Source organism: Citrobacter sp. Igbk 17 (assembly GCF_028069775.1).
Taxonomy (GTDB): Bacteria; Pseudomonadota; Gammaproteobacteria; order Enterobacterales; family Enterobacteriaceae; genus Citrobacter.
In genome coordinates, this window is sequence record NZ_JANEWI010000024.1 from 12,609 (window position 1) to 36,056 (window position 23,448).

Annotated in this window: 23 protein-coding genes; 10 read left to right on the plus strand and 13 right to left on the minus strand. The window is 51.4% G+C overall.

The features are described 5' to 3' along the window. Positions 1-79: 79 nt before the first annotated feature. The 4 genes from yebS to NNO08_RS14805 all read left to right on the plus strand — a co-directional run bounded on the left by yebS (position 80) and on the right by NNO08_RS14805 (position 5,862). Positions 80-1,363: a membrane integrity lipid transport subunit YebS gene (gene yebS / locus NNO08_RS14790; RefSeq protein WP_271450101.1), complete on the plus strand. Its 1,284-nt coding sequence runs from the start codon at positions 80-82 to the stop codon at positions 1,361-1,363. Next, positions 1,332-3,965: a PqiB family protein gene (locus tag NNO08_RS14795; protein ID WP_271442557.1), complete on the plus strand. Its 2,634-nt coding sequence runs from the start codon at positions 1,332-1,334 to the stop codon at positions 3,963-3,965. Before yebS ends, NNO08_RS14795 begins: the two co-directional genes overlap by 32 nt. 138 nt (positions 3,966-4,103) lie before the next feature. Beyond that, on the plus strand, positions 4,104-5,525 hold the full coding sequence (gene rsmF, locus NNO08_RS14800) for a 16S rRNA (cytosine(1407)-C(5))-methyltransferase RsmF (RefSeq protein WP_271456999.1): 1,422 nt from the start codon (positions 4,104-4,106) through the stop codon (positions 5,523-5,525). 100 nt (positions 5,526-5,625) lie between these two features. Further along, positions 5,626-5,862, plus strand: coding sequence for a YebV family protein (locus NNO08_RS14805; protein WP_101742234.1), 237 nt, complete (start codon positions 5,626-5,628; stop codon positions 5,860-5,862). Positions 5,863-5,889: 27 nt separating this feature from the next. On the opposite strand, the gene NNO08_RS14810 is transcribed toward NNO08_RS14805, so the two are convergent. Then, positions 5,890-7,071: an MFS transporter gene (locus tag NNO08_RS14810; RefSeq protein ID WP_271457000.1), complete on the minus strand. Its 1,182-nt coding sequence runs from the start codon at positions 7,069-7,071 to the stop codon at positions 5,890-5,892. Positions 7,072-7,197: 126 nt separating this feature from the next. Between NNO08_RS14810 and NNO08_RS14815 the strand changes: the two genes are divergently transcribed. Both NNO08_RS14815 and NNO08_RS14820 read left to right on the plus strand, forming a co-directional pair. Continuing rightward, positions 7,198-8,115, plus strand: a complete 918-nt coding sequence (locus tag NNO08_RS14815) for a LysR substrate-binding domain-containing protein (RefSeq protein WP_271457001.1) — start codon at positions 7,198-7,200, stop codon at positions 8,113-8,115. 72 nt (positions 8,116-8,187) lie between these two features. Beyond that, the gene (locus tag NNO08_RS14820) at positions 8,188-8,379 is read left to right on the plus strand and encodes a YebW family protein (protein ID WP_271442561.1); all 192 of its coding nucleotides are present in this window, start codon (positions 8,188-8,190) and stop codon (positions 8,377-8,379) included. Here NNO08_RS14820 and pphA read toward each other — a convergent pair whose 3' ends face one another. The 5 genes from pphA to yobA all read right to left on the minus strand — a co-directional run bounded on the left by pphA (position 8,380) and on the right by yobA (position 12,238). Beyond that, positions 8,380-9,021, minus strand: a complete 642-nt coding sequence (pphA, locus tag NNO08_RS14825) for a protein-serine/threonine phosphatase (protein ID WP_271450099.1) — start codon at positions 9,019-9,021, stop codon at positions 8,380-8,382. It lies immediately after the preceding gene. Positions 9,022-9,261: 240 nt separating this feature from the next. After that, the gene (locus NNO08_RS14830) at positions 9,262-10,044 is read right to left on the minus strand and encodes an HNH endonuclease (RefSeq protein WP_271442563.1); all 783 of its coding nucleotides are present in this window, start codon (positions 10,042-10,044) and stop codon (positions 9,262-9,264) included. 588 nt (positions 10,045-10,632) lie between these two features. Then, on the minus strand, positions 10,633-10,971 hold the full coding sequence (locus tag NNO08_RS14835) for a YebY family protein (RefSeq protein ID WP_040232386.1): 339 nt from the start codon (positions 10,969-10,971) through the stop codon (positions 10,633-10,635). 16 nt (positions 10,972-10,987) lie between these two features. Next, the gene (gene copD / locus NNO08_RS14840; protein WP_271442565.1) at positions 10,988-11,860 is read right to left on the minus strand and encodes a copper homeostasis membrane protein CopD; all 873 of its coding nucleotides are present in this window, start codon (positions 11,858-11,860) and stop codon (positions 10,988-10,990) included. 3 nt (positions 11,861-11,863) lie between these two features. Then, positions 11,864-12,238, minus strand: coding sequence for a CopC domain-containing protein YobA (gene yobA / locus NNO08_RS14845; RefSeq protein WP_271450097.1), 375 nt, complete (start codon positions 12,236-12,238; stop codon positions 11,864-11,866). Positions 12,239-12,380: 142 nt separating this feature from the next. On the opposite strand from yobA, the gene NNO08_RS14850 reads away from it, so the two are divergent. The 3 genes from NNO08_RS14850 to exoX all read left to right on the plus strand — a co-directional run bounded on the left by NNO08_RS14850 (position 12,381) and on the right by exoX (position 14,060). After that, positions 12,381-12,611 carry a DNA polymerase III subunit theta gene (locus tag NNO08_RS14850; RefSeq protein WP_005120732.1) on the plus strand — a complete coding sequence of 77 codons (231 nt, stop codon included), beginning with the start codon at positions 12,381-12,383 and terminating at the stop codon, positions 12,609-12,611. Between the two features lie 106 nt (positions 12,612-12,717). Next, complete coding sequence (locus tag NNO08_RS14855; protein WP_271450096.1) at positions 12,718-13,374, plus strand: carbon-nitrogen hydrolase family protein; 657 nt, start codon at positions 12,718-12,720, stop codon at positions 13,372-13,374. Positions 13,375-13,397: 23 nt separating this feature from the next. Further along, entirely contained in the window at positions 13,398-14,060 is a 663-nt protein-coding gene (gene exoX / locus NNO08_RS14860) for an exodeoxyribonuclease X (protein WP_271441797.1), read from the plus strand. On the opposite strand, the gene ptrB is transcribed toward exoX, so the two are convergent. The 4 genes from ptrB to yebG all read right to left on the minus strand — a co-directional run bounded on the left by ptrB (position 14,042) and on the right by yebG (position 17,722). After that, positions 14,042-16,117, minus strand: a complete 2,076-nt coding sequence (gene ptrB, locus NNO08_RS14865) for an oligopeptidase B (protein WP_271457002.1) — start codon at positions 16,115-16,117, stop codon at positions 14,042-14,044. The genes exoX and ptrB overlap by 19 nt on opposite strands. Positions 16,118-16,203: 86 nt before the next feature. Continuing rightward, positions 16,204-16,863, minus strand: coding sequence for a tellurite resistance TerB family protein (locus NNO08_RS14870; protein WP_271441795.1), 660 nt, complete (start codon positions 16,861-16,863; stop codon positions 16,204-16,206). A gap of 91 nt (positions 16,864-16,954) precedes the next feature. After that, on the minus strand, positions 16,955-17,311 hold the full coding sequence (gene yebF / locus NNO08_RS14875; RefSeq protein WP_271441794.1) for a protein YebF: 357 nt from the start codon (positions 17,309-17,311) through the stop codon (positions 16,955-16,957). Between the two features lie 120 nt (positions 17,312-17,431). Beyond that, a complete protein-coding gene (yebG, locus tag NNO08_RS14880; RefSeq protein WP_271450094.1) occupies positions 17,432-17,722 on the minus strand; it encodes a DNA damage-inducible protein YebG in 291 nt (96 codons plus the stop codon). Between the two features lie 132 nt (positions 17,723-17,854). On the opposite strand from yebG, the gene purT reads away from it, so the two are divergent. Beyond that, positions 17,855-19,033 (plus strand): formate-dependent phosphoribosylglycinamide formyltransferase, encoded by a 1,179-nt coding sequence (gene purT / locus NNO08_RS14885; RefSeq protein WP_271457003.1) that lies wholly within the window; start codon positions 17,855-17,857, stop codon positions 19,031-19,033. A 102-nt stretch (positions 19,034-19,135) separates the two neighbouring features. Here purT and kdgA read toward each other — a convergent pair whose 3' ends face one another. The 3 genes from kdgA to zwf all read right to left on the minus strand — a co-directional run bounded on the left by kdgA (position 19,136) and on the right by zwf (position 23,333). Further along, entirely contained in the window at positions 19,136-19,777 is a 642-nt protein-coding gene (gene kdgA / locus NNO08_RS14890) for a bifunctional 4-hydroxy-2-oxoglutarate aldolase/2-dehydro-3-deoxy-phosphogluconate aldolase (RefSeq protein WP_005120716.1), read from the minus strand. Positions 19,778-19,811: 34 nt separating this feature from the next. Further along, positions 19,812-21,623, minus strand: a complete 1,812-nt coding sequence (gene edd / locus NNO08_RS14895) for a phosphogluconate dehydratase (protein WP_086523748.1) — start codon at positions 21,621-21,623, stop codon at positions 19,812-19,814. 234 nt (positions 21,624-21,857) lie between these two features. Continuing rightward, positions 21,858-23,333 (minus strand): glucose-6-phosphate dehydrogenase, encoded by a 1,476-nt coding sequence (gene zwf, locus NNO08_RS14900; RefSeq protein ID WP_137381576.1) that lies wholly within the window; start codon positions 23,331-23,333, stop codon positions 21,858-21,860. Positions 23,334-23,448 lie beyond the last annotated feature (115 nt).

The following is a 23,448-nucleotide window of genomic DNA, read 5'->3' on the forward strand; positions in this document are numbered from 1 at the left end:
ACATTAAATGCGTAAATGCTCAAGATCATTCCCATCATGGGTTAAGATAACATTACTTCAACACTTTGATTCGCGATACATGGCCCTAACTTATCCACGCATCACGCCGACTAAAAAAATAGCGATCAGGTCCATTGGTGAAGCGCTACCCCGTGCGCATTACCAACGATGCCCTGAATGTGACCTGCTGTTTAGCTTGCCGAAAATGCGTTCGCACCAAAGTGCATTCTGCCCTCGCTGTCAGGCCAAAATTCGTGACGGCCGTGACTGGTCGTTAACGCGGCTGGCGGCAATGGCTTTCACCATGCTGTTACTGATGCCCTTCGCATGGGGAGAGCCGCTGCTGCACATCTATTTACTAGGCATACGCATTGACGCGAATGTAGTACAGGGCATCTGGCAGATGACCCGGCAAGGCGATCCGCTAACAGCATCCTTCGTGATGTTTTGCGTCATTGGTGCTCCCGTGATACTCGTGTCATCAATCGCTTATCTGTGGTTTGGTAATATTCTCGGTATGAACCTGCGCCCGGTATTATTGATGCTGGAAAGGCTTAAAGAGTGGGTCATGCTTGATATCTATCTTGTTGGCATCGGCGTCGCCTCTATCAAAGTGCAGGACTATGCTTTTCTGCTGCCCGGAGTGGGACTCTATGCATTTATCGCACTGGTGATCCTGAGCATTTTGACGCTGTCGCACCTCAATGTTGAGCAGTTGTGGGAACGTTTTTATCCACAAAGGCCCGCACGCCGCCCCGACGGACAGCTTCGTGTATGCCTCGGCTGTCACTTTACAGGTTATCCTGATGCCCGAGGCCGCTGTCCCCGTTGCCATATTCCATTACGCTGGCGCAGAAATCAGAGCATCCAAAAGTGCTGGGCAGCTCTGCTGGCCTCGATTGTCCTGTTGCTGCCTGCTAATCTGCTGCCCATCTCGGTAATTTACGTTAACGGTGCCCGTCAGGAAGACACTATTCTGACCGGTATCATGTCCCTGGCGAACAGCAACGTTGGCGTAGCGGCCATTGTTTTTATCGCCAGTATCCTGGTGCCATTCACTAAAGTGATTGTGATGTTTACGTTGTTGTTCAGCATCCAGTTTAAATGTGAACAAGGATTACGCACCCGCATCCTGCTACTCCGTATGGTGACCTGGATTGGTCGCTGGTCGATGCTGGACCTGTTTGTTATCGCCTTAACAATGTCACTGATAAATCGCGATCAGATACTTGCTTTTACTATGGGACCGGCTGCGTTTTATTTCGGTGCAGCGGTAATATTGACTATTCTTGCAGTGGAATGGCTGGACAGCCGCTTACTTTGGGATGCACATGAGTCAGGAAACGCCCGCTTCGCAGATTGAAGCGCAAATTAAAACAAAACGCCGTATCTCTCCGTTCTGGCTGCTGCCGTTCATCGCGCTAATGATTGCTGGATGGCTCATCTGGGGCAGCTATGAAGATCGTGGCAATACCGTGACCATCGACTTTATGTCCGCGGACGGCATTGTACCAGGCCGAACTCCCGTGCGCTATCAGGGTGTCGAAGTTGGCACCGTGCAGGATATCAGCCTGAGTAAAGATCTGCGTAAAATTGAAGTTCGCGTCAGTATCAAGTCCACCATGAAGGATGCTTTGCGCAAAGACACGCAATTCTGGCTGGTCACGCCGAAGGCATCACTGGCGGGGGTTTCTGGCCTCGATGCGCTGGTTGGCGGGAACTATATCGGGATGATGCCGGGCACCGGCGAACCGGAAGATCATTTCGTCGCGCTCGACACACAGCCAAAATATCGGCTGAATAATGGCGATTTAATGTTGCATCTGCAGGCTCCCGACCTCGGTTCCCTTAACAGCGGTTCGTTGGTTTATTTCCGCAAGATCCCGGTAGGCCGGGTCTATGACTACACCATCAACCCCAATCATCAAGGTGTAACCATCGATGTCCTGATTGAGCGTCGCTTTACCAATCTGGTGAAAAAAGGCAGTCGTTTCTGGAATGTGTCCGGGGTGAATGCCGATGTCAGCCTGAGCGGCGCAAAGGTAAAACTGGAAAGCCTGGCCGCGCTGGTCAATGGCGCCATAGCCTTTGACTCCCCAGAAGATTCGCAACCTGCTGCCGCCGACGATACGTTTGGGCTATATCAGGATCTCGCCCACAGCCAACGTGGCGTGATTGTCAAACTGGCGCTACCCAACGGCGATGGACTGAAGGCTGGATCAACCCCGCTGATGTATCAGGGCCTGGAAGTCGGTCAACTGACCAGACTGGATTTGAATCCAGGGGGTAAAGTCACCGGTGAAATGACCGTCGACCCCAGCGTTGTAACGCTACTGCGCGATGGCACGCGCATTGAGTTACAAAACCCCAAATTATCATTAAACGATATGAACCTGAGCTCGCTGCTAACAGGAAAAACGTTTGAACTGGTGCCCGGCGAAGGTGAGCCACGTAGCCAGTTTGTGGTGATCCCCGGTGAACAGTCCCTGCTTCATGATCCCGGCGTTATGACGCTTACGCTGACCGCCCCGGAAAGCTACGGCATCGATGCCGGCCAGCCGCTGATCCTTCATGGCGTACAGGTCGGTCAGGTTATCGAACGGAAGCTATCAAGCAATGGCGTTTCATTTATCGTTGCTATCGAGCCACAGCATCGTGCACTGGTGCAGGGTGACAGCAAATTCGTGGTTAATAGTCGAGTGGATGTCAAAGTGGGCCTTGATGGCGTTGAGTTCCTTGGTGCCAGCGCCAGCGAATGGATAAGCGGCGGTATTCGCATTTTACCCGGTACCAAAGGTGAAATGAAAAAAAGCTATCCGCTGTATGCAAACCTCGAAAAAGCCATTGAGAACAGCCTGAGCGATCTGCCCACCACCACCGTCAGCCTGAGCGCCGAGACGCTACCCGATGTGCAGACCGGGTCGGTGGTGCTATACCGCAAATTCGACGTCGGTGAAGTCATTAGCGTACGCCCTCGTGCCGATGCGTTTGATATCGATCTGCATATCAAACCGGAATACCGCAATCTGCTAACCAGCAACAGCGTATTCTGGGCTGAAGGTGGCGCAAAAGTTCAGCTTAACGGCAGCGGCCTGACCGTACAGGCCTCTCCCCTGTCGCGGGCGCTAAAAGGGGCGATTAGCTTCGATAATCTGAGCGGTGCCAGCGCCAGCCAGCGTAAAGGCGACAAGCGTATTTTGTACGCGTCAGAGACCGCTGCACGTGCGGTAGGAGGACAGATTACTCTGCACGCGTTTGACGCCGGGAAACTCGCCGCAGGGATGCCAATTCGCTACCTGGGGATCGATATAGGTCAGATCCAGACCCTTGAACTGCTCACCAGCCGTAACGAAGTTCAGGCAAAAGCGGTGTTGTATCCGGAGTATGTCCAGACGTTTGCGCGTAGCGGTACACGTTTCTCAGTCATTACCCCGCAAATTTCGGCGGCAGGTGTAGAGCATCTGGATACTATCTTACAACCATACATTAACGTGGAACCAGGACGCGGTAATCCGCGCCGTGATTTTGAACTGCAGGAAGCGACGATTACTGATTCACGTTACCTTGATGGTCTGAGTATCGTGGTAGAGGCACCAGAAGCGGGATCACTCAATATCGGTACTCCGGTTCTGTTCAGAGGTATTGAAGTGGGGACCGTCACGGGTCTGACGCTGGGTTCACTGTCCGATCGCGTGATGGTAGCCATGCGCATCAGTCAGCGCTACCAGCACCTGGTGCGCAATAACTCTGTGTTCTGGCTGGCATCTGGCTACAACCTCGATTTTGGCCTCACCGGCGGCGTCGTGAAGACGGGTACCTTCAATCAGTTCATCCGCGGTGGTATCGCGTTTGCCACCCCACCAGGTACGCCACTGGCGCCGAAAGCGCAGGCGGGTAAACACTTCCTGCTGCTGGAGAGTGAACCGAAAGAATGGCGTCAATGGGGAACCGCCCTGCCACGCTAATCTTTCCCCCGCTCCGGCGTACTCGCGCCGGAGCGGTTAGCCTTGTCATACTTCACGTAGGAACGTTGTTGTCCTGTAACTCGAATTATTGAGGGTATATGCTACACTGCGCACTTGTTTTTTTGCCGGTGGTACCAAGTGGCTTATTTTCCTGACGCCTTTCTGACGCAAATGCGTGAAGCAATGCCTTCCACGCTCTCTTTTGACGATTTTCTCGCAGCCTGCCAGCGCCCATTACGCCGCAGCATCCGCGTCAATACGCTGAAAATCTCCGTTGCTGATTTTCTCGACTTAACCGCGCCTTATGGCTGGTCACTCACTCCGGTTCCCTGGTGTGCTGAAGGCTTTTGGATTGAGCGCAACGATGAAGAGTCTGTACCGCTCGGCAGTACGGCTGAGCATTTAAGCGGACTGTTTTATATTCAGGAAGCCAGTTCGATGTTGCCTGTTGCTGCGTTATTTGCCGATAGCAATATCCCGGAGCGGGTGATGGATGTTGCCGCCGCGCCAGGCTCCAAAACCACGCAAATTGCCGCCAAAATGAATAATCAGGGTGCAATTCTGGCGAATGAATTTTCTGCCAGCCGCGTCAAAGTTCTGCATGCCAATATCAGTCGTTGCGGGATTGCGAACGTCGCACTCACTCATTTTGATGGCCGCGTGTTTGGCGCCGCGTTGCCAGAAACGTTTGATGCCATTCTCCTGGACGCACCGTGCTCAGGCGAAGGCGTCGTGCGTAAAGATCCCGATGCACTAAAAAATTGGTCCATCGAAAGCAATCTGGACATTGCTGTTACCCAGCGCGAGCTGCTTGATAGCGCCTTCCACGCCCTTCGCCCTGGCGGCACACTGGTTTATTCCACCTGCACACTTAACCGTGATGAAAATGAATCCATCATGCAGTGGCTAATAGAGACTTACCCGGGCGCCGTCGAATTTCTTCCTCTGGGTGATTTATTCCCGGAGGCCGGACGCGCCCTGACACCAGAGGGATTCCTGCATGTCTTCCCGCAAATTTATGACTGTGAAGGCTTCTTTGTCGCGCGTTTGCGAAAAACTGCCCCTATACCTGCACTGCCAGCGCCGAAATATAAGGTGGGAAATTTCCCCTTCAGCCCGCTGAAAAGCCGGGAAGTCGCACAAATCACCCAGGCCGCTACTGCCTGTGGATTGCAGTGGCAAGACAATCTGCGCCTTTGGCAGCGTGATAAAGAAATTTGGTTATTCCCGACAGACATTGAACCACTGATTGGTAAAGTTCGTTTTTCCCGCCTCGGGATTAAACTCGCTGAAACCCACAATAAGGGTTACCGCTGGCAGCATGAGGCGGTTATCGCCCTTGCTAACCCAGAACACCGCAATGCGTTTGAACTGACGCTTGAAGAAGCGGAAGAGTGGTATCGCGGCAGAGATGTCTACCCACAAACCTCTCCAACAACCGACGATGTACTGGTTACGTTCCAGCGTCAGCCGATTGGACTGGCAAAACGGATCGGATCACGGTTGAAGAACAGTTATCCACGCGATCTTGTCCGGGATGGTAAACTCTTTACGGGATAACGCACGTTTTTACTGGCGCTTTTGCTAACGTTGACTACGCTGAAAAATGGGCGGCTTAACTGGTCGTACCACAACCAGCAAATCAACGGAGAGTACGATGATGAAAACCAGTGTGCGCATTGGCGCTTTTGAAATCGACGACGCCGAGTTACATGGCGAATCGCCGGGGGACCGAACGTTAACCATTCCTTGTAAATCCGATCCGGATTTATGTATGCAACTGGACGCCTGGGATGCCGACACCAGCGTCCCGGCCCTTCTCAATGGAGAACATTCCGTTCTATTCCGCGAGCACTACGATCGTAAGTCAGATGCCTGGGTCATGCGCTTTGCCTGATTCAAAAAGAACCCGTCGCCAGACGGGTTATTTATTGGCGTTAAAACAGTTGACTCTAAGTACGCAGGCACAGAAGAAAGCGATGGTTCCCCCCGCAGCCAGCACACTATAAGCGAGTTCCCAGCTTTGCGTTGAATCCATCACCACACCAAATGACAAAGGCGCAAGAGACCCCACACCAAATCCAAGTAGCGACCGCAATCCCATCACACTCCCCAGCTTTGCCTGAGGCACATTATCGGCAATCGCGGCAGATAAAACGCCCGAATCGCCAAGAATGAAGAAACTCCCCATAAACGCAAACAGCAACGTCCACCCCGCCCCCCAGGAAGCCGATAATCCCATCAGGAGTGAACTCAACGCGCCGGCAGCGCCCATGAAGATCAACACCGTTGCGCGATTAAAATAATCGGAGATTGCTCCTACAATCAGCGTCGAGAACATCCCCGATAAATGTACGGCACAGGCGACGATCAATCCGGTGGTTATCGGCTCCATCTGCCAGGCTTGCAACGCACCCGTCACCAGGCTTGGGGTCCATGCCCAGCTCCCCAGTAACTCCCAGCAATGCGCAATATAACCCGCCATCAGCAGTATTGCGCCAACCGACAGAACATGGCGCTTTGCCGATCCCCCCTGCTTCTGCGTCCTGTGCATGTCTTCCTGATAGCCGGATAACGCCACTGAACCGGATACCGCACCAACCAATGCGCCAGCGGCACATAAATAGAACGCAAAGGACGCTCCCCAGCGCAATGCTCCCCAGGCGGAGATAAATACCGACAGCAGGTAGCCAAACGAACCTGCGGCCAGGATCATCCCAACGGCAAGTCCTCGTTTGGGCACACTGTTCATACCCATCGCCAACATCATCGCTGGCGTATAGGCCCCACCCTGGGTCAATCCGACGAAGGCCATCATGACCAGAGCGGAAGAGTAAGAGCGGGCAAAACAGGCGAAAAGCAATAAAGCGAACACACCAAACCACGAGAAAATGAGATACACCTTGCGAGCCCCCAGATAGTCACACAGCCAGGAGGCAGCAAATAAGGCACAGGCGTTTGAAATACTAAATACCGTCTGTATTGTTCCCGCAGCGGCGGCGTCGATATGCCACTCATCGCGTATTACCGGAAGTGCACCAGCAAAAGCCATTGTCCCCAGGCATGTCCCCGCCCGGCCAAGGCAAAACAAATTGAATGCTTTCACTAAAATTGCCTTCAGAAAAAGTGGATATCAATAGTGAATCAGAGCGTTGCGGGCCATGTTATGAGCAAGGGGAAGACGCTGACAAACGATCTTTATTGCGTCCATTGGTTGAGTTAGACTCAACCAATGACACGATTACTCTCGCTCCCCCATTTGCCGGCATTCGAAGCTGCTGCACGCAGAAGCAGCTTCAGTGCGGCTGCTGATGAACTGTTTATCACCACAGGAGCAGTCAGCCGACACATCCGCACACTGGAAGAACAACTGGGTGTACAACTGTTTTATCGTGCACACAAATCTGTCAGGCTGACGAGTGCCGGTGAGACCTTTTCCCGCGTCGCAACACGGTTACTCGATGAACTTGCGCAGGCAGAAAAAGAGGTCAGCGCTAACGTTTTTTCGGGAAGATTAACCGTCCAGTGCCTGCCCACATTCGCCATGCACTGGCTAATGCCAAGACTGGCTGAGCTGAATGAAGTCCACCCTGAGCTCACCGTCGATGTCACCACCAGCATCGGTCCCGTTAGCTTTGCCTCTCTCTTTGATATCGCTATTCGCCGGGATCCGGCGCATTTTTCCGGACTTAAACCTGTGCCATTTCTTCGGGAATCAAGCCTGCTGGTTTGCAGCCAGCAGTATCTGCACAGCCGACCGCTGGTCTCGCCAGATCAACTGGGCGATCATATAAAAATTCAAATTCGTGCGCGTAACGATCTCTGGAAACGCTGGCATAGCCATTTCCCAAATGATCATCATGAAAGTAACCAGATTATCACGCTGGATCATACGTTTGCGGCAATGCAGGCGGCTGAAGATGGCTTGGGTTTGGTTGTAATGCCCTATTTATTCTGTGAAAAACACCTGAAAACAGGAAGGCTGGTTGCGCCATTTGGCGATTTGACCATCGATACCGGAACCTACTCTCTGCTATGGAACGACAGACAAGATGAGGCGGTAAGAAAATTTACCCACTGGTTGCAATCTTTTGAACTGCCCGCTGAAACATCCCTGCCCTTCACGAGTGAACACACAGTGACGCGTTAACGTATTTCTCCTCGCCCCATTAACTGCAATTTCTTCTACACTATTGATACGGCAACACAATTTGAGGATGGAATGTTCACGCTGATTCTTTTTGTTTGCTACCTGGATGGCGGTTGTGAAGATATCGTGGTTGATGTCTACAATACGGAACAGCAGTGCCTAATTTCGATGGACGATCAGCGTATTCGCAACGGCGGATGCTTACCTGCCGAAAACTATATCGACAGCTTCTGGCACCCTGCTCAGGAATATAGTGATTTCTAATTATTGTAACTGTACCAACGTTAGCTCGCCGCCAAATACCGCGCCGGTATCAATATAGTGCAGATTATCGCGATCAAGCCGATGGCGCAGAGGCGTATGGCCAAACCAAAAGTGATCTGCGCCATGAATTCCACTGCCTTTATTCATTAATCGCGCACGATCCCACAACACCCGTTGTAAATCGACCTCTTTTCGCCACAGATAATCATCATCCGGGTAATCAGCGTGGGCAATCACATGTACGCCATTCTGACAATGCAGTTCCAGAATCCACGGTAATTGCTGACAGGCTTCAAGAGCAAACCTTGCCGCGGGTTGTGCTGCGTGCGAAAACCACGAACCCCCATTCATAAACCACAACTGCAGATCCCCCGTCACCAGTGCATCCAGCGCCATTTGCTCGTGATTCCCCCTGACCGCCACGATCCAGTTCCGGCGAAGCAACTGTAGGCAGCGCAGACTATCAGGCCCACGATCGGTAACATCGCCGACAGAAACCAGCAGATCGCGCCACGGATCAAACCGACACTGGCGCAGTTTATCCATCAGCATAGAAAAACAGCCGTGAAGATCCCCCACGACCCAGATGTGACGCCAGTTTGTTCCTTCTATCTTTTGGTAGACGTTATCAGGCTGCCCCATATGACCTTCTGCACTCAGATATTCCCTGCCTATAACTTTAGCAACAGCGCCATGAAATGAGGAGAATGCCGCATGCGACACGCGATGATTTGCGCAGGGTACGATTTGACATCACGACAAACCCTCTGCCGTCGATGTCATGCAGACAGAATAACTATGCTGTGAATGCTGCCCACATGTCGCCTATGCAATAGGGCTTCTTCACTTTTAATAGCGCTACTACTCTGCCTGGCCCATCCGTTACTTCATTGATAGATCAACTGGTTTCAGTGGCTCCCTCAGTTCAGTATCATGAAAATCTTTGTATCGTGGTTCAAGACGAGCTGATTCTGAAAGAATAACTCGGTTATCCCGAAAACTCAGATGGTCACTATCAAATAACTTATGGAGATCAGCAGCAAGTGCAATTCCATTTTCTACACTCGGTAATCCTTTATTGGCATGGCTAATTATATGGCAAGCTTCAACTGCCAAAGAACTGCCAGTAATTGCGCATTTACTGCCCCAATTTAACATCACCGCTTTGCGAAACTTTGCCTGCTCCCGGCGAATCTTAACCATGCGTAAACCGTCTTCCCTGCGAGCATATTTTCCAATTTGATCCTCAGGTACAGCAATCAGTAAACTGAGAACCGACACAATTTCTTCGCACAACGGAGCTTCGAATGAAACTCCCTGATGACAGAAATGTCGTTTAAAATTAGTCCACGCCTCTTTTCGATTGCTGGGGGGAAGTTGTTCACCAACAAGCACTTCATCCATTGGTAGGAAAGTATCAAGATTGGATAAGTCTTTCAGCTGAACTCGATAGGGATAAGCACTGTTTGGGTCTACTAAAGTGTCAATAATTTCGAACACACCACACAACTGGAAATCTCGCTTTCCAGAGAGTTTTTGAATAACAAAAAGGCGGTCACCCGGGTTCACTTGACGGGTTTTCCATTCCTGCCCAACCCCGTACCCATTACTGTAGTCAAAATCTTTTGTATTTTTGGGACCATGATAAGCATAGAAATATTTCATTTTTATTCCTTTTGAAGAGCCAATAAAGAGTAATATCGACAATCCCACGAGAAAACTTAACGTATAAATGCTGTACAGCGGACTGTTGTTTCATGCTACAGGTGCCGTCTGCATGAAAGCATGGTTTCAATTCTTCGCGTCAGAAAAGGGAACACATAGAGGATTTTGCTCTGAGGTTGTTTGGGGTATAAAAATTTAACAATGGCCCAAAAATACCTGGACGCACGTGGTGTAGAATATGTTATGGTTTAGACAGGATATGGAAATTTCGAGTAGTTTTCGCGGGGTTTCGTGAAAGCATCGAAAAAAATCAATGAGAATAAGCACATAAAAAGAGACCGAATACGATTCCTGTATTCGGTCCAGGGAAATGGCTCTTGGGAGAGAGCCGTGCGCTAAAAGTTGGCATTAATGCAGGCTAAGTTACCCTGCCATTTAAGAATAGATGACAGCGCCAGGTTTTCCAGTCCGCGACTAAAGTGGCCTGAAAAAAAGGGTGATTGTCACTCGCTACAATGTAAAAACCGCAAGTTCTCCTGTGAGATCCTTGCGGTTTTTTATTGGAAATCAGAGCGCTACATCTGACAATTAACAGAGCTTTTCTGCACGCTCGATAAACGGAGCAAGGCTCATTTTTTCGCCAGGTTTAGCCGGATCGTCGATCTGGATAATGTCGATCGGTTTTGCCGTGGTTTTACCACTCTCAACCTGCTGTCTGGCAACATCATTCAGCGGGTATTGCACCAGCGTGCTGGGGTTGATGACATACAGCGCGTTGCCCGGACGGCAGGTCAGCATCACCTCTTCACGATTAAACGCCCATTTATCTTTGCCAACCTCAAAACGACTGACGGTAATAACCTGCGGCGCAGCCAGTGCCGCTCCTGAACTTGCCAGTAGCAATAAAGAGATAATGATTTTTTTCATACGTTTTGCCAGTCCATCAGAACGGTTCGAGGGTTGCAAACAGGCTGACAATTGCCAGCACAGCAGCGCCTATACCCCATTCCAGCTTCGTCATCCAAATAAAATAGAGGGTCATGCAGCGATTATCCTGCTGCATACGTGGAACAAGAACATACCGATTCACCAGCGCAATCGCCACCATTAGCATGACCAGGGCACATTTTAACAACAGCAGTTTCCCATAAGCCGCATGCCAGGGAACAGAAAAACCGACAATAAACAGTGCATTCATGATGCCGGTAAGCAATACGCCAACCACAAAAAGATGCCCATAGCGGGAGAAGCGCATCATGGTCTTGATGGCTTGATCGCGCCAGCGTCCTTGTGCCATTTTCATACAGTAGAGCACCGGCAGCAAGCCGCCAAACCAGGCAGCTGCGCATATCAGATGCAGCGCATGGTTAACCTGATGAAGTGTACCCGTTACACCATCGTGTAGTGTTGCATGCCCAACGCCCGCCAGCAGAATAAACTGAGCAATCGTCAGCATTAGCAGTCGTCGCGGCATACTGCGCGGTACGATAATGGTCACCGCCAGTGTGACCAGCGCAAGGATAATTTGCCACAGCCAGACGCCCCCGAATTGTGTCTGTAGGACGGCTCCCCAAACGGTGATGGAGAGGACATCCTGCCAACCCGCGCCCATTAATCCCCCCTGAACCGCCAGCATCAGCGTCGCACTGACAAAGCTCCACGCCGCGGCGTGGCGTTGCAGATGTAAGAAACGACGCATCATCAAACGACGGAGCGAAACAGGAGCCAGCCATGCGCCATAGAGCGCACAGCCAAACACCAGCATCAGCGTGGTAAAATGGATAAAACGCAGTGCAACCCAGGTAAACGCCAGCATCGGTTATTTCACGCTAAAGCTATATTGTCCTTTCGTCTTGTGCCCATCCACTGACACAACGTGCCAATCGACCGTGTATTTTCCTGTTTCCAGTGACTGAACGAGCGGAATAATCAGTTGCGTTTTATCCTGCTCATTACGCGTTGCCTTACCCGTTTTTATCTGTTCTTTTTGCGGGCCTGTCAGCGTTGCTCCGCTGAATGCAGGTTCGACACCTTCAGAAAAATTGAGCGTCAATGCCTGGGGTGATGCCGTGACCTGCGCATTAGCCGCAGGACTTTGTTGTGTCAGATGCGCATGCGCCAGGGCTGCGGGTGTCGCCAGAATTCCGGCAAGAGCGATGAGAGCATAGCGAAGTGAAGATGCAGATGAAGCCATATCAACTATTCCTTTTTGTTATGTCTAATCTGTAGAGAATAACCTTCTACAATGATCGAGTCGAGAATCATCATTTCAGGCTTGCCATTAATGCGCACTCTTAGTAACTTTTGCGCGCCAATGGAGAGATAAGGAGAAACGTATGAATATTAATCTGGCCAAACTTGAGCAAGCAGAAATGGACAAGGTTAACGTCGATCTAGCTGCGGCAGGCGTCGCATTTAAAGAGCGCTACAACATGCCTGTCGTTGCTGAAGTTGTCGAGCGTGAACAGCCTGCACATTTACGCGACTGGTTCCGTGAACGCCTGATCGCGCACCGTTTAGCTTCCGTTTCCCTCTCACGTTTACCTTACGAGCCTAAAGTAAAATAAACCTTATATTAAGTTACGATTCCTTACATGATGCCTGCTACAGTATAAGCACATTCTTAATCTATTATTTAAGGATGGTTGTAGACACTATGAAAAGGAAATCATTATGTCACACTGGAAAATTGCTGCAGCGCAGTACGAACCACTTCAAAGATCATTAAGCGAACACGTCGCCCATCATTTGCAGTTCATTCATGAAGCGGCTAAATGCCAATGCGAATTGTTGGTTTTTCCATCATTGTCCCTGTTGGGATGTGTGGACGAAGACGACGCTCTCCCAGCCCCGCCCGATGAAGAGTTATTGCAACCCCTCGCCCACGCCGCGGCCACGTATCGTATGACCATCATTGCCGGGTTGTCGGTAGAGCATCACGATCGATTTGTGAAGGGAATAGCGCTTTTCTCTCCCTGGATGAGCTCGCCGTTAATGTTTCATCAAAGCCATGGCGCCTGTATCGCCAGGCAACGAAATGCCATCAGCGTGGTCGACAGCCAGCCGGAAGGTATTGATATCGACCCGACATTTTCGCTATTCACAACCTGTCAGTCCGTCAGCGAACCAGAACTGCTCTCTTCCGCTTCGCGCCTGCAAAGTTTTTCGCATAAATTCGCCATTGCGGTACTGATGGCCAATGCCCGTGGCAGCAGCGCATTGTGGGATGAACGTGGTCGGTTAATTGTACGCGCCGACAGCGGTTCATTACTGTTAACCGGTCAACGCACGCCACGGGGTTGGCAAGGTGATATCATTCCATTACGCTAGTCGTTTTTGGTCTGGAGCCCGGCATGTTGCGCATAATAGATACAGAAACCTGTGGTCTGCAGGGAGGCATTGTTGAGATTGCATCTGTCGATGTCGTTGACGGAACGATCGTTAATCCCATGAGCCATCTGGTGCGCCCTGACCGTCCCATCAGTCCACAAGCCATGGCTATCCATCACATCACTGAAGCGATGGTAGCGGATAAACCGTGGATTGAAGATGTCATCCCGCACTATTACGGCAGCGAGTGGTACGTGGCGCATAACGCCAGTTTTGATCGGCGTGTGCTGCCCGAAATGCCGGGGGAATGGATTTGCACCATGAAGCTTTCCCGTCGCCTGTGGCCGGGGATCAAATACAGCAATATGGCGCTCTATAAATCCCGCAAGCTGAGCGTCCAGACACCGTCTGGTCTACACCACCACCGCGCGCTTTATGACTGCTACATCACGGCGGCACTGCTGATCGACATTATGCAGACGTCCGGCTGGACCCCGGAGCAAATGGCCGATGTCACCGGTCGTCCTGCGTTGCTAACCACATTTACCTTCGGGAAATACCGCGGGAAACCGGTATCTGAAGTCGCTGAACGCGATCCGGGCTATTTGCGCTGGCTGTTTAATAACCTTGACAATATGAGCCCGGAATTGCGCCTAACGCTGAAACACTATCTGGATAACGCCTGAGTTGCCGCCTGATCAGGCAGTGTTCCCTGCGCGAGACCAATTAAAAAAGCGAACTCGAGGGCCACACCTTCATAGGATTTATAACGTCCGGATTTACCGCCATGCCCGGAGTCCATGTCCGTACACAATAGCAACAGATGATCGTCTGTTTTCATTTCACGCAGTTTCGCCACCCACTTCGCCGGTTCCCAGTATTGCACCTGGGAATCGTGTAACCCTGTGGTAACCAACAGATGCGGATAATCCTGTGCGGTGACATTATCGTATGGGCTGTAGCTTTTCATGTAGGTGTAATATTCTTTGTCCTGCGGATTACCCCACTCTTCAAACTCACCGGTTGTCAGCGGAATTGACTCATCCAGCATGGTGGTCACCACATCGACAAACGGCACCTGGGCAATAACACCGTGAAAAAGTGTCGGACGCTCGTTGATGGCAACACCCATCAGCATCCCCCCGGCGCTTCCTCCCATCCCATAACACAATGAAGGTGATCCATAACCCAGTTTGAGCAGTGCATCACAGACGTCAAGATAGTCATTGAAGGTATTTTTCTTGCGCAGAAATTTACCATCTTCATACCATTGCTGCCCCAATTCACCACCGCCACGCACGTGGGCGATCGCGTACACAAAGCCACGATCCAATAAGCTTAAGCGGCTGCTGCTGAAATCAGCGTCCATGCTTGCGCCATATGAACCATAGCCGTACACCAATAATGGATTTTTCCCTTTACGGAAATGCTGCTTGTGGTAGACCAGCGAGACAGGTACCTCTGTACCATCGCGCGCGGTTATCCACACGTGTTCACTGCGGTAATTTGCAGCGTCGAAACCGGGGACAGTGGTCTGCTTAAGTACACGACGCTCGCCAGTATCCATATCCAGCTCGAACAGTGTGTCCGGCGTAGTCATGGAAGAATAGCCATAGCGCAGGCGCGATGTCTCCGGCTCGGGATTATAAGCCAGCCAGGTCACATAGGCGGGATCGTCAAAGGCAATCCCTATTACTTCGCGCGTTTTGCGATTGATCTGCCGCAGGCTGGTTAAACCCTGTTGCCGTTCTTCCACCACCAGCCAGTCGGTGAACAGCGTAAAGCCCTCCAGCATGACACTGTCACGCGCAGGGATTAGCGTCTCCCAGGCGTGTTCGTCTCGTACTCGGGTACGGTACAGACCGAAGTTTTTACCCTGACGGTTTGAGCGCAGATAAAACGCGTGCTGATAATGATCGAGACTGTATTCATGGTCTTTCCGACGCGTCAAAAAGACCAGTGGCTCGGCATCAGCCAGTTCTGCATCAATGAGCAAAACCTCGCTGGTGGTTGCACTCGCAATATGAATAACAACATAGTGCTGCGAGGTGGTTTTATGCAGACTGACATAAAACATATCATCAGCCTCTTCATACACCAGCTCATCATCAGTGGATGGTGAACCGACAGTATGCCGCCAGACCTGATACGGCAGCAATGTGGTTTCATGCTTGCGGACATAATAGAAAGTCTGCGAGTCGTTGGCCCAGACTAATTCCGGCTCGACGTTTTCAAGTACCTCCGGGTACCAGTTACCCGTTTGTAAGTTGCGAAAGCGCACGCCATATTGCCGGCGGGAAAGGTAATCCTCCGCCAGCGCCATAATGGTATTATCCGGTGATATTGCCAGACCACCTAATGTATAGAATTCGCTATGGGCTGCGCGCTGGTTTCCATCCAGCAAGGTATCCCATTCATCCCACTCTTCACTGAGAGCAGACTGGCGCTGATAAATGGCATATTCACACCCCGGCTCAAAGATATGGCGGTAGCGGTACCCATTTTTCACATACGGTGCGGACACATCCTGAGGGGGAATACGGTCGATAATCTCTTTCAGAACACGATCCTGCAAAGCTTGCTGCGAAGCCATCACCTGGCGGCCATACGCATTTTCTTGTTGCAGGTAATTCAATACTTCTGGCTGTGAGCGGGTGTCATCTCGCAGCCAGTAATAATTATCAACACGAGTATCGCCATGCTGCGTCATGGCGTGGGGGATACGAGGAGCTTTAGGTAGCATGTCATTGTTCTTTTGCTTAAACATTCTATAAGGGTGGCAAAAGTCAGCAATGATGCAAGCGAAACATGCTCCTGCGCAGTAACTATTTAACCCGGCAGAGCCTGTTTTTGTTGCTTAAGATCCTGCTCAATCCCTTCGCGAACATCCTGCGGGATCTTCAACGCATCACCCAACGCATTCAGATAACTGCGCTCCATAAAGTGGTCGATATCAATTGCCGCACAGCTCAGGAAGTAAATTTCCAGTGCCTCTTCTTCATTACGGACCCCCTGAGCCAGACGCTGCGGGTCGAGTGGTTGTTCAATCGCACGCTCAATCAGAACACGCCCCTGCTCTTCGACACCTGCTTCACGGAGTTGATGTTCAATGGCCGCACGCTCTTTAGCATCGATATGCCCATCGCTTTTCGCCGCAAAAACCAGCGCCAGGATCAGACGCTCAGTTCGCTCATCCAGCGGTGAGCTCTGTGCACCAAATTGTGGTTCCCCCTGATGCGCCGCACGAACCTTATCTTTGTACTTGTTCCATAACACCGTGCCGGCCACTGCGCCCCCACCGACCAGCAGCGCACTGGTTCCGTATTTACTGAGTAATTTACGTGAGGATTTGTTAGCAACCAGTAATCCTGCCAGACCGCCTAGCGCGCCAGGCACCAGCAGTTTGCTAAGCCCTTGTTCACCAGAAGATGTCGCAGATGATGCTTTTTGCCCAAGAAGAGATTGTAGTTGATTCAGCCAGTTAGCCATTTTGCCCCTCAAGTACAGACGAATAATCATCAAAGCGTACCCGAGGGGATGTCAGGAAGTGTTCAGGTCATCAAAAGATGTGCAAATTCAGCTACTGACGCACCTGATACTCTGCTGTGCCAGCTTTGCAATCAAGCTTTACCTGATATTGAATGTCGCTGCTTTTGCCGCGCACGGTCAGGGGGACTGTCCACTGCCCATCTTTACCGACAATATCCTGCGGATTGGCCCACGCTACCGGGTCAAGCTGACCAAGTTTCTTTTGATCGTCGGCCCAGCGCACAATGCGATTCTGCAGATAATCACGTTTTACGCTGGCCGCGATACCATCAGCATCCAGGCCTTCACAGTTTGGAAACTTAACTGACTTACTTTCCGTATTCGCCGCAAATACTGATACGCTGGCAGATAATAACAGCAGGCTCAACAGCGCTCTTTTTTTATACATTCTTTTCTCCTTATCTCCCCTTCGTCCTTCAGGCCGCAGACCCGCGGTGTGAAGGCTGTCAGAGATTGCACAATGATTCAGGGAAAAGCATGGTACAAAATATCAGGAGCGCAAGTCGCTTCAGGCCGCCTGGGTATCATCCTCAGCAGATGTGTCGCTGTCGACCACCTGTGGAGAAGGCAGCTTGCCGTTTTTCAGGATGGCGCTTAGCACCTCTTTTTGCTCAGCAAGCCACAGAGAAAGCGCTTCACGCTGCTCATCTTCCAGCGCTACCGGTGATTGTTCCAGCCATGTGTCGAGCAGATCGGCTGTATCGAGCATCTTGTCATACGCATCGGCTTCCTTTTTGCTGGTAAACGACATTTTTTCCTCACCTTCCCGAATGACTACGTATTTAACTTCAACCGCCATTTTTGCAGCCTCTTAAATTACCTGTATTTATATACAGCATATTCTTTTTCATCCCTGAAATCAACCTGGTAATAAAGACAGACGCAAACGTTTTCGTATATACTGCGCCTAGTTGAAACAGGGGATTAATTTATGACGTTATTAGGCACAGCACTGCGTCCTGCAGCAACGCGTGTGATGTTATTAGGTTCAGGTGAACTGGGTAAAGAAGTGGCGATTGAATGCCAACGCCTGGGTGTGGAAGTCATTGCCGTGGATCGTTACCCCGACGCACCAGCGATGCACGTTGCTCATCGTTCCTACGTCATCAACATGTTGGATGGCGATGCATTGCGCCAGGTAGTCGAACATGAAAAACCACATTTTATCGTGCCAGAAATTGAAGCCATCGCCACAGATATTCTGGTAAAACTGGAGCAGGAAGGCCTGAACGTAGTGCCTTGTGCACGTGCGACTCAACTGACCATGAACCGGGAAGGCATCCGTCGCCTCGCCGCCGACGAGTTATCTTTACCAACATCATCTTTCCGCTTCGCCGACAGTGAAATGCGTTTTCGCGAGGCCGTAGAAGAAATCGGTTATCCCTGCATCGTAAAACCGGTAATGAGTTCTTCTGGTAAAGGACAGAGCTTTATCCGCTCCGCCGAACAGCTAACCGAAGCCTGGAACTATGCCCAACAGGGTGGGCGGGCTGGCGCCGGGCGTGTTATCGTCGAAGGCGTGGTGAATTTCGATTTTGAAATCACACTGCTGACCGTCAGCGCCATTGACGGCGTACATTTTTGCGCACCGGTAGGTCATCGCCAGGAAGACGGCGACTATCGCGAATCCTGGCAGCCGCAGCAGATGAGCGAACTGGCGTTAGCCCGGGCGCAGGAGATTGCCCGGAAAGTGGTACTGGCATTGGGCGGCCACGGATTATTTGGTGTGGAGCTGTTTGTCTGCGGTGACGACGTCATTTTCAGCGAAGTCTCCCCTCGCCCGCACGACACGGGTATGGTGACGCTGATTTCTCAGGATCTGTCTGAGTTTGCCCTGCACGTGCGTGCATTCCTTGGTCTTCCCGTTGGCGCAATCCGCCAGTATGGTCCGTCAGCGTCAGCGGTGATCCTGCCGCAGCTAAGCAGTCAAAACGTTACCTTTGATAATGTGGATGCTGCCGTTGGCGCGGGTTTGCAGATACGTCTGTTTGGTAAACCCGAGATCGACGGTACGCGTCGTTTAGGTGTCGTGCTGGCAACGGCAGAAAGTGTTGAAGAGGCGGTTGAACGCGCGAAAAACGCGGCTGCACAGGTAAAAGTGGCAGGTTAAAACCGGACCCGTAGACCGGATGAGGCAGTAACCCCCCATCCGGCAAAGCCCGATATCGGCGCTAACGCCTATTATCGGGCCTTCGGTTTACACATTGATAGCTTACTGCTTCGCGCCTTCCACCGCTTCGCGAGCCAGTTTGGTAATACGATCGTAATCACCCGCTTCCAGCGCATCCGCCGGAACCAGCCAGGAACCGCCAATGCACAGCACGCTTTTCAGGGCCAGGTAATCACGGTAGTTCGCCGGGGAGATACCGCCAGTCGGGCAGAAACGAACCTGAGAGAATGGACCCGCGATTGCCTGCAGTGCTTTCGTACCGCCGTTCGCTTCAGCCGGGAAGAATTTGAACTCTTTCAAGCCGTAGTCCATACCCAGCATCAGTTCAGAAACGGTGCTGATACCAGGGATCAGCGGAATCGTCCCTTCGGTTGCTGCTTTCAGCAGCGGCTCGGTCAGACCCGGGCTAATCGCAAACTGAGCGCCAGCCGCAGTAACTTCAGCCAGTTGCTGTGGATTCAGCACAGTACCCGCACCGACGATAGCATCCGGTACTTCTTTCGCGATTGCACGAATAGCATCCATCGCACATGCGGTACGTAACGTCACTTCCAGAACGCGCACGCCCCCTGCAACTAACGCTTTTGCCATCGGCACAGCGTGTTCCAGTTTGTTAACCACAATAACCGGTACAACCGGGCCAGTGGTCAGGATTGCTTCTGCACTTGTCTTCCAGTTTTTCATCAGAGTTTTCTCTCGCCTGATTACAAATTAAGTCTTAAAAAGTGATACAGGTTGCGCCCTGCTCCGCACCGGACAGCTTTTCACGCAACGCGCTGAACATTTCACGCCCGGTACCCACGCGCGAAGCGCTAAGGTCAGGAATGTGAGGCTGACGGGAGGCAAGTTCCTCTTCATCAACCAGCAGCGTCAATTCACCTGTCTGTCCATTCACACGAATGATGTCGCCATCGCGCACTTTCGCCAGCAGCCCGCCATCGTAGGCTTCTGGGGTTACATGGATTGCTGAAGGCACTTTACCTGAAGCACCTGAAAGTCGTCCATCAGTAACTAACGCAATTTTGAAACAACGGTCCAATAATACACCAAGTGGCGGCATGAGTTTATGTAATTCTGGCATTCCGTTCGCTTTTGGTCCCTGATGGCGCACAACAACCACACAATCCCGGTCAAGCAGACCCGCATCAAATGCCGGTAACACATCATGTTGACTTTCGAAGACCACGGCAGGCGCTTCAATCACTTGATTTTCAACTGGAACAGCTGAGGTTTTCATCACCGCACGCCCCAGATTGCCACTCAGTACTTTAGTGCCGCCGTGATGGGAGAATGGCTGGTCAAAGGCAGCAATCACATTGCTGTCCAGCGATTTTTCCGCGCCTTCGCGCCAGTCCAGTTCACCGTTATTCAGCCACGGCTCCAGGGTATAACGCGATAAACCGAATCCGGCCACGGTATTCACATCTTCATGTAACAGACCCGCGTTCAGCAGTTCACGCATTAGTACAGGCACACCGCCAGCAGCCTGGAAATGGTTAATGTCTGCCGGGCCATTCGGGTACAAACGCGCCATCAGCGGCACGATATCGGACAGGTCGGAGAAGTCATCCCAGTTAATCAGAATACCGGCTGCACGCGCCATAGCCACAAGGTGCATCGTATGGTTGGTTGAACCGCCGGTCGCCAGCAGTGCCACAATACCGTTCACTACCACTTTTTCATCGATCATTTTACCGATCGGCATCCACTCGTTACCGTTACCGGTCAGACGTGTTACCTGACGGGCTGCCGCTGCAGTCAATGCTTCACGCAGTGGTGCATCCGGGTGCACAAAAGAAGAGCCTGGCAACTGCATGCCCATAAACTCCACGACCATCTGGTTAGTGTTAGCGGTGCCGTAAAACGTACAGGTACCCGGTGCATGATAAGACGCAGCCTCGGATTCGAGCAGTGCCATACGATCTACTTTGCCTTCGGCATACAGTTGACGAATACGCACTTTCTCTTTGTTCGCCAGGCCACTCGCCATCGGGCCTGAAGGGATGAAGATTGAAGGCAGATGACCGAAGGAAAGCGCCGCCATGACCAGGCCCGGGACAATCTTGTCACATACGCCAAGGAACAGCGCACCATCGAACATATTGTGTGAGAGCCCCACGGCCGCCGACATCGCAATGACTTCACGACTTAACAGAGAAAGCTCCATGCCGTCCTGACCCTGGGTCACCCCGTCGCACATCGCAGGTACGCCACCAGCAACCTGGCCCACTGCATTGGCTTCATGTAGTGCTTTACGAATGATGGCCGGATAGTGTTCATACGGTTGGTGCGCGGAAAGCATGTCGTTATAGGAGGTAATGATCGCGATATTGTTACGCAACATGCTTTTTAGCGAGGCTTTATCCTCCGGCTGACAGGCGGCAAAACCATGCGCCAGATTACCGCACGCCAGTTGTGAACGATGGACGGTAGTCGTTTTAGCCTGTTCGATTCGCGCGAGGTAGGCGGAACGCGTGTCCCGGGAACGTTCGACGATACGTTGTGTTACGCGTAACAAATTCGGATTCATAGAGGCTCCTAAAATTTATCTGTCAGAGCGGTTGGGTAAACAGTGTTACTCAGCATCACTAAATATTGCTGAATCGCTTGTTATCCGTAGCTCAGGGGCAAAATCGTTTCAGGCAGTGTAATAAAAAAAACCTCGCGGGTGAATCCACGCGAGGTTTAAAAGTGCAAAAATTATTCTACAATCTGTGTTAGATCATGTTACCGGTAAAATAACACCTAATGGCTAGATGATCTTTTACTCGAATTCGTTCCAGGAACGGCCGTCACGGGTGATCATGGCCACAGACGCAACCGGTCCCCAGGTTCCTGCCTGATAAGGCTTCGGCGACTCGTTATCCATCGCCCAGGCTTCGGTAATTGAATCCACCCACTTCCAGGCTTCTTCGACCTCATCGCGACGCACAAACAGAGCCTGAATACCGCGCATGGTTTCCAACAGCAGGCGCTCATAGGCGTCGGCCAGGTGCGTTTGGTTGAAAGTTTCTGAGTAGCTCAGATCCAGCTTAGTGATTTGCAGATTATGTTTGTGGTCCAGACCCGGCACTTTGTTCAGTACCTGGATATCAACCCCTTCATCAGGCTGCAAACGAATAGTCAGCTTGTTCTGCGGCAGATCCTGCCAGGATTCTTTAAACAGATTCAGCTCAGGTGTTTTGAAGTAAACCACCACTTCAGAGCACTTGGTTGGTAAACGTTTACCGGTACGCAGGTAGAACGGTACACCCGTCCAGCGCCAGTTATCGATATCGACGCGGATCGCCACAAACGTTTCCGTGTTGCTGCTCTTATTCGCGCCCTCTTCTTCCAGGTAACCCGGTACCTTTTTACCCTGGGCAAAACCGGTGGTGTACTGACCGCGAACCGTTTTTTCACGCACGTTCGAGCGATCGATGCGACGCAGCGATTTCAGTACCTTTACTTTCTCATCGCGAATGCTGTCGGCGCTCAGATCAGCCGGAGGAGACATTGCGATCATGCATAGGATCTGCAGCAGGTGGTTCTGGATCATATCCCGCATTTGACCTGCCTGGTCAAAATAGCCCCAGCGTCCTTCAATACCCACTTCTTCCGCCACCGTAATTTCTACGTGGTCGATAGTGCGATTATCCCAGTTATTTACAAACAAGGAGTTAGCGAAACGCAGCGCCAGCAGGTTCAGAACCGTCTCTTTACCAAGATAGTGGTCGATGCGGTAAACCTGGCATTCTTCGAAATACTCACCCACCTGGTCGTTGATTTCACGGGATGTCGCGAGCGAAGTACCCAGCGGTTTTTCCATCACGACACGCGCAGGTTTAGCATTAAGTTTTGCTTCACCCAAACCTTTGCAGATCGCGCCAAAGGTGCTTGGCGGCATTGCGAAATAGTTAATCGTGGTACGTGATTTTTGATCCAACATCTCGCCCAGACGGCTAAATGCGGCGGTGTCATTGACGTCCAGGTTACAAAAATCCAGACGGCCGCTGAGGGTTTCCCATAAACTTTCATCAATTTTTTCTTTCATGAAAGTTTCGAGCGCTTCGCGTACAACCTTGGTATAGGCAGCTTTGTCCCAATCAGCACGCCCTACTCCAATGATACGGGTATCCGGGTTAATCTGACCGGCCTTTTCCAGTTGATACAGGGAAGGCAGCAATTTCCGTCGCGCCAGGTCGCCCTTCGCGCCGAAAATGACCAGGTCACATGCCTGGGCTGTTTGCGTTACCGCCATGTCATTCTCCTCAATTGAGTGCCTGGTGCTTTTGCCAGACACTGGTTGTAATTTTCTTACAATGCACTGTACTGCTTTTACGTGATTCCGTGAACCGTAAACGCTTATCCAGCCG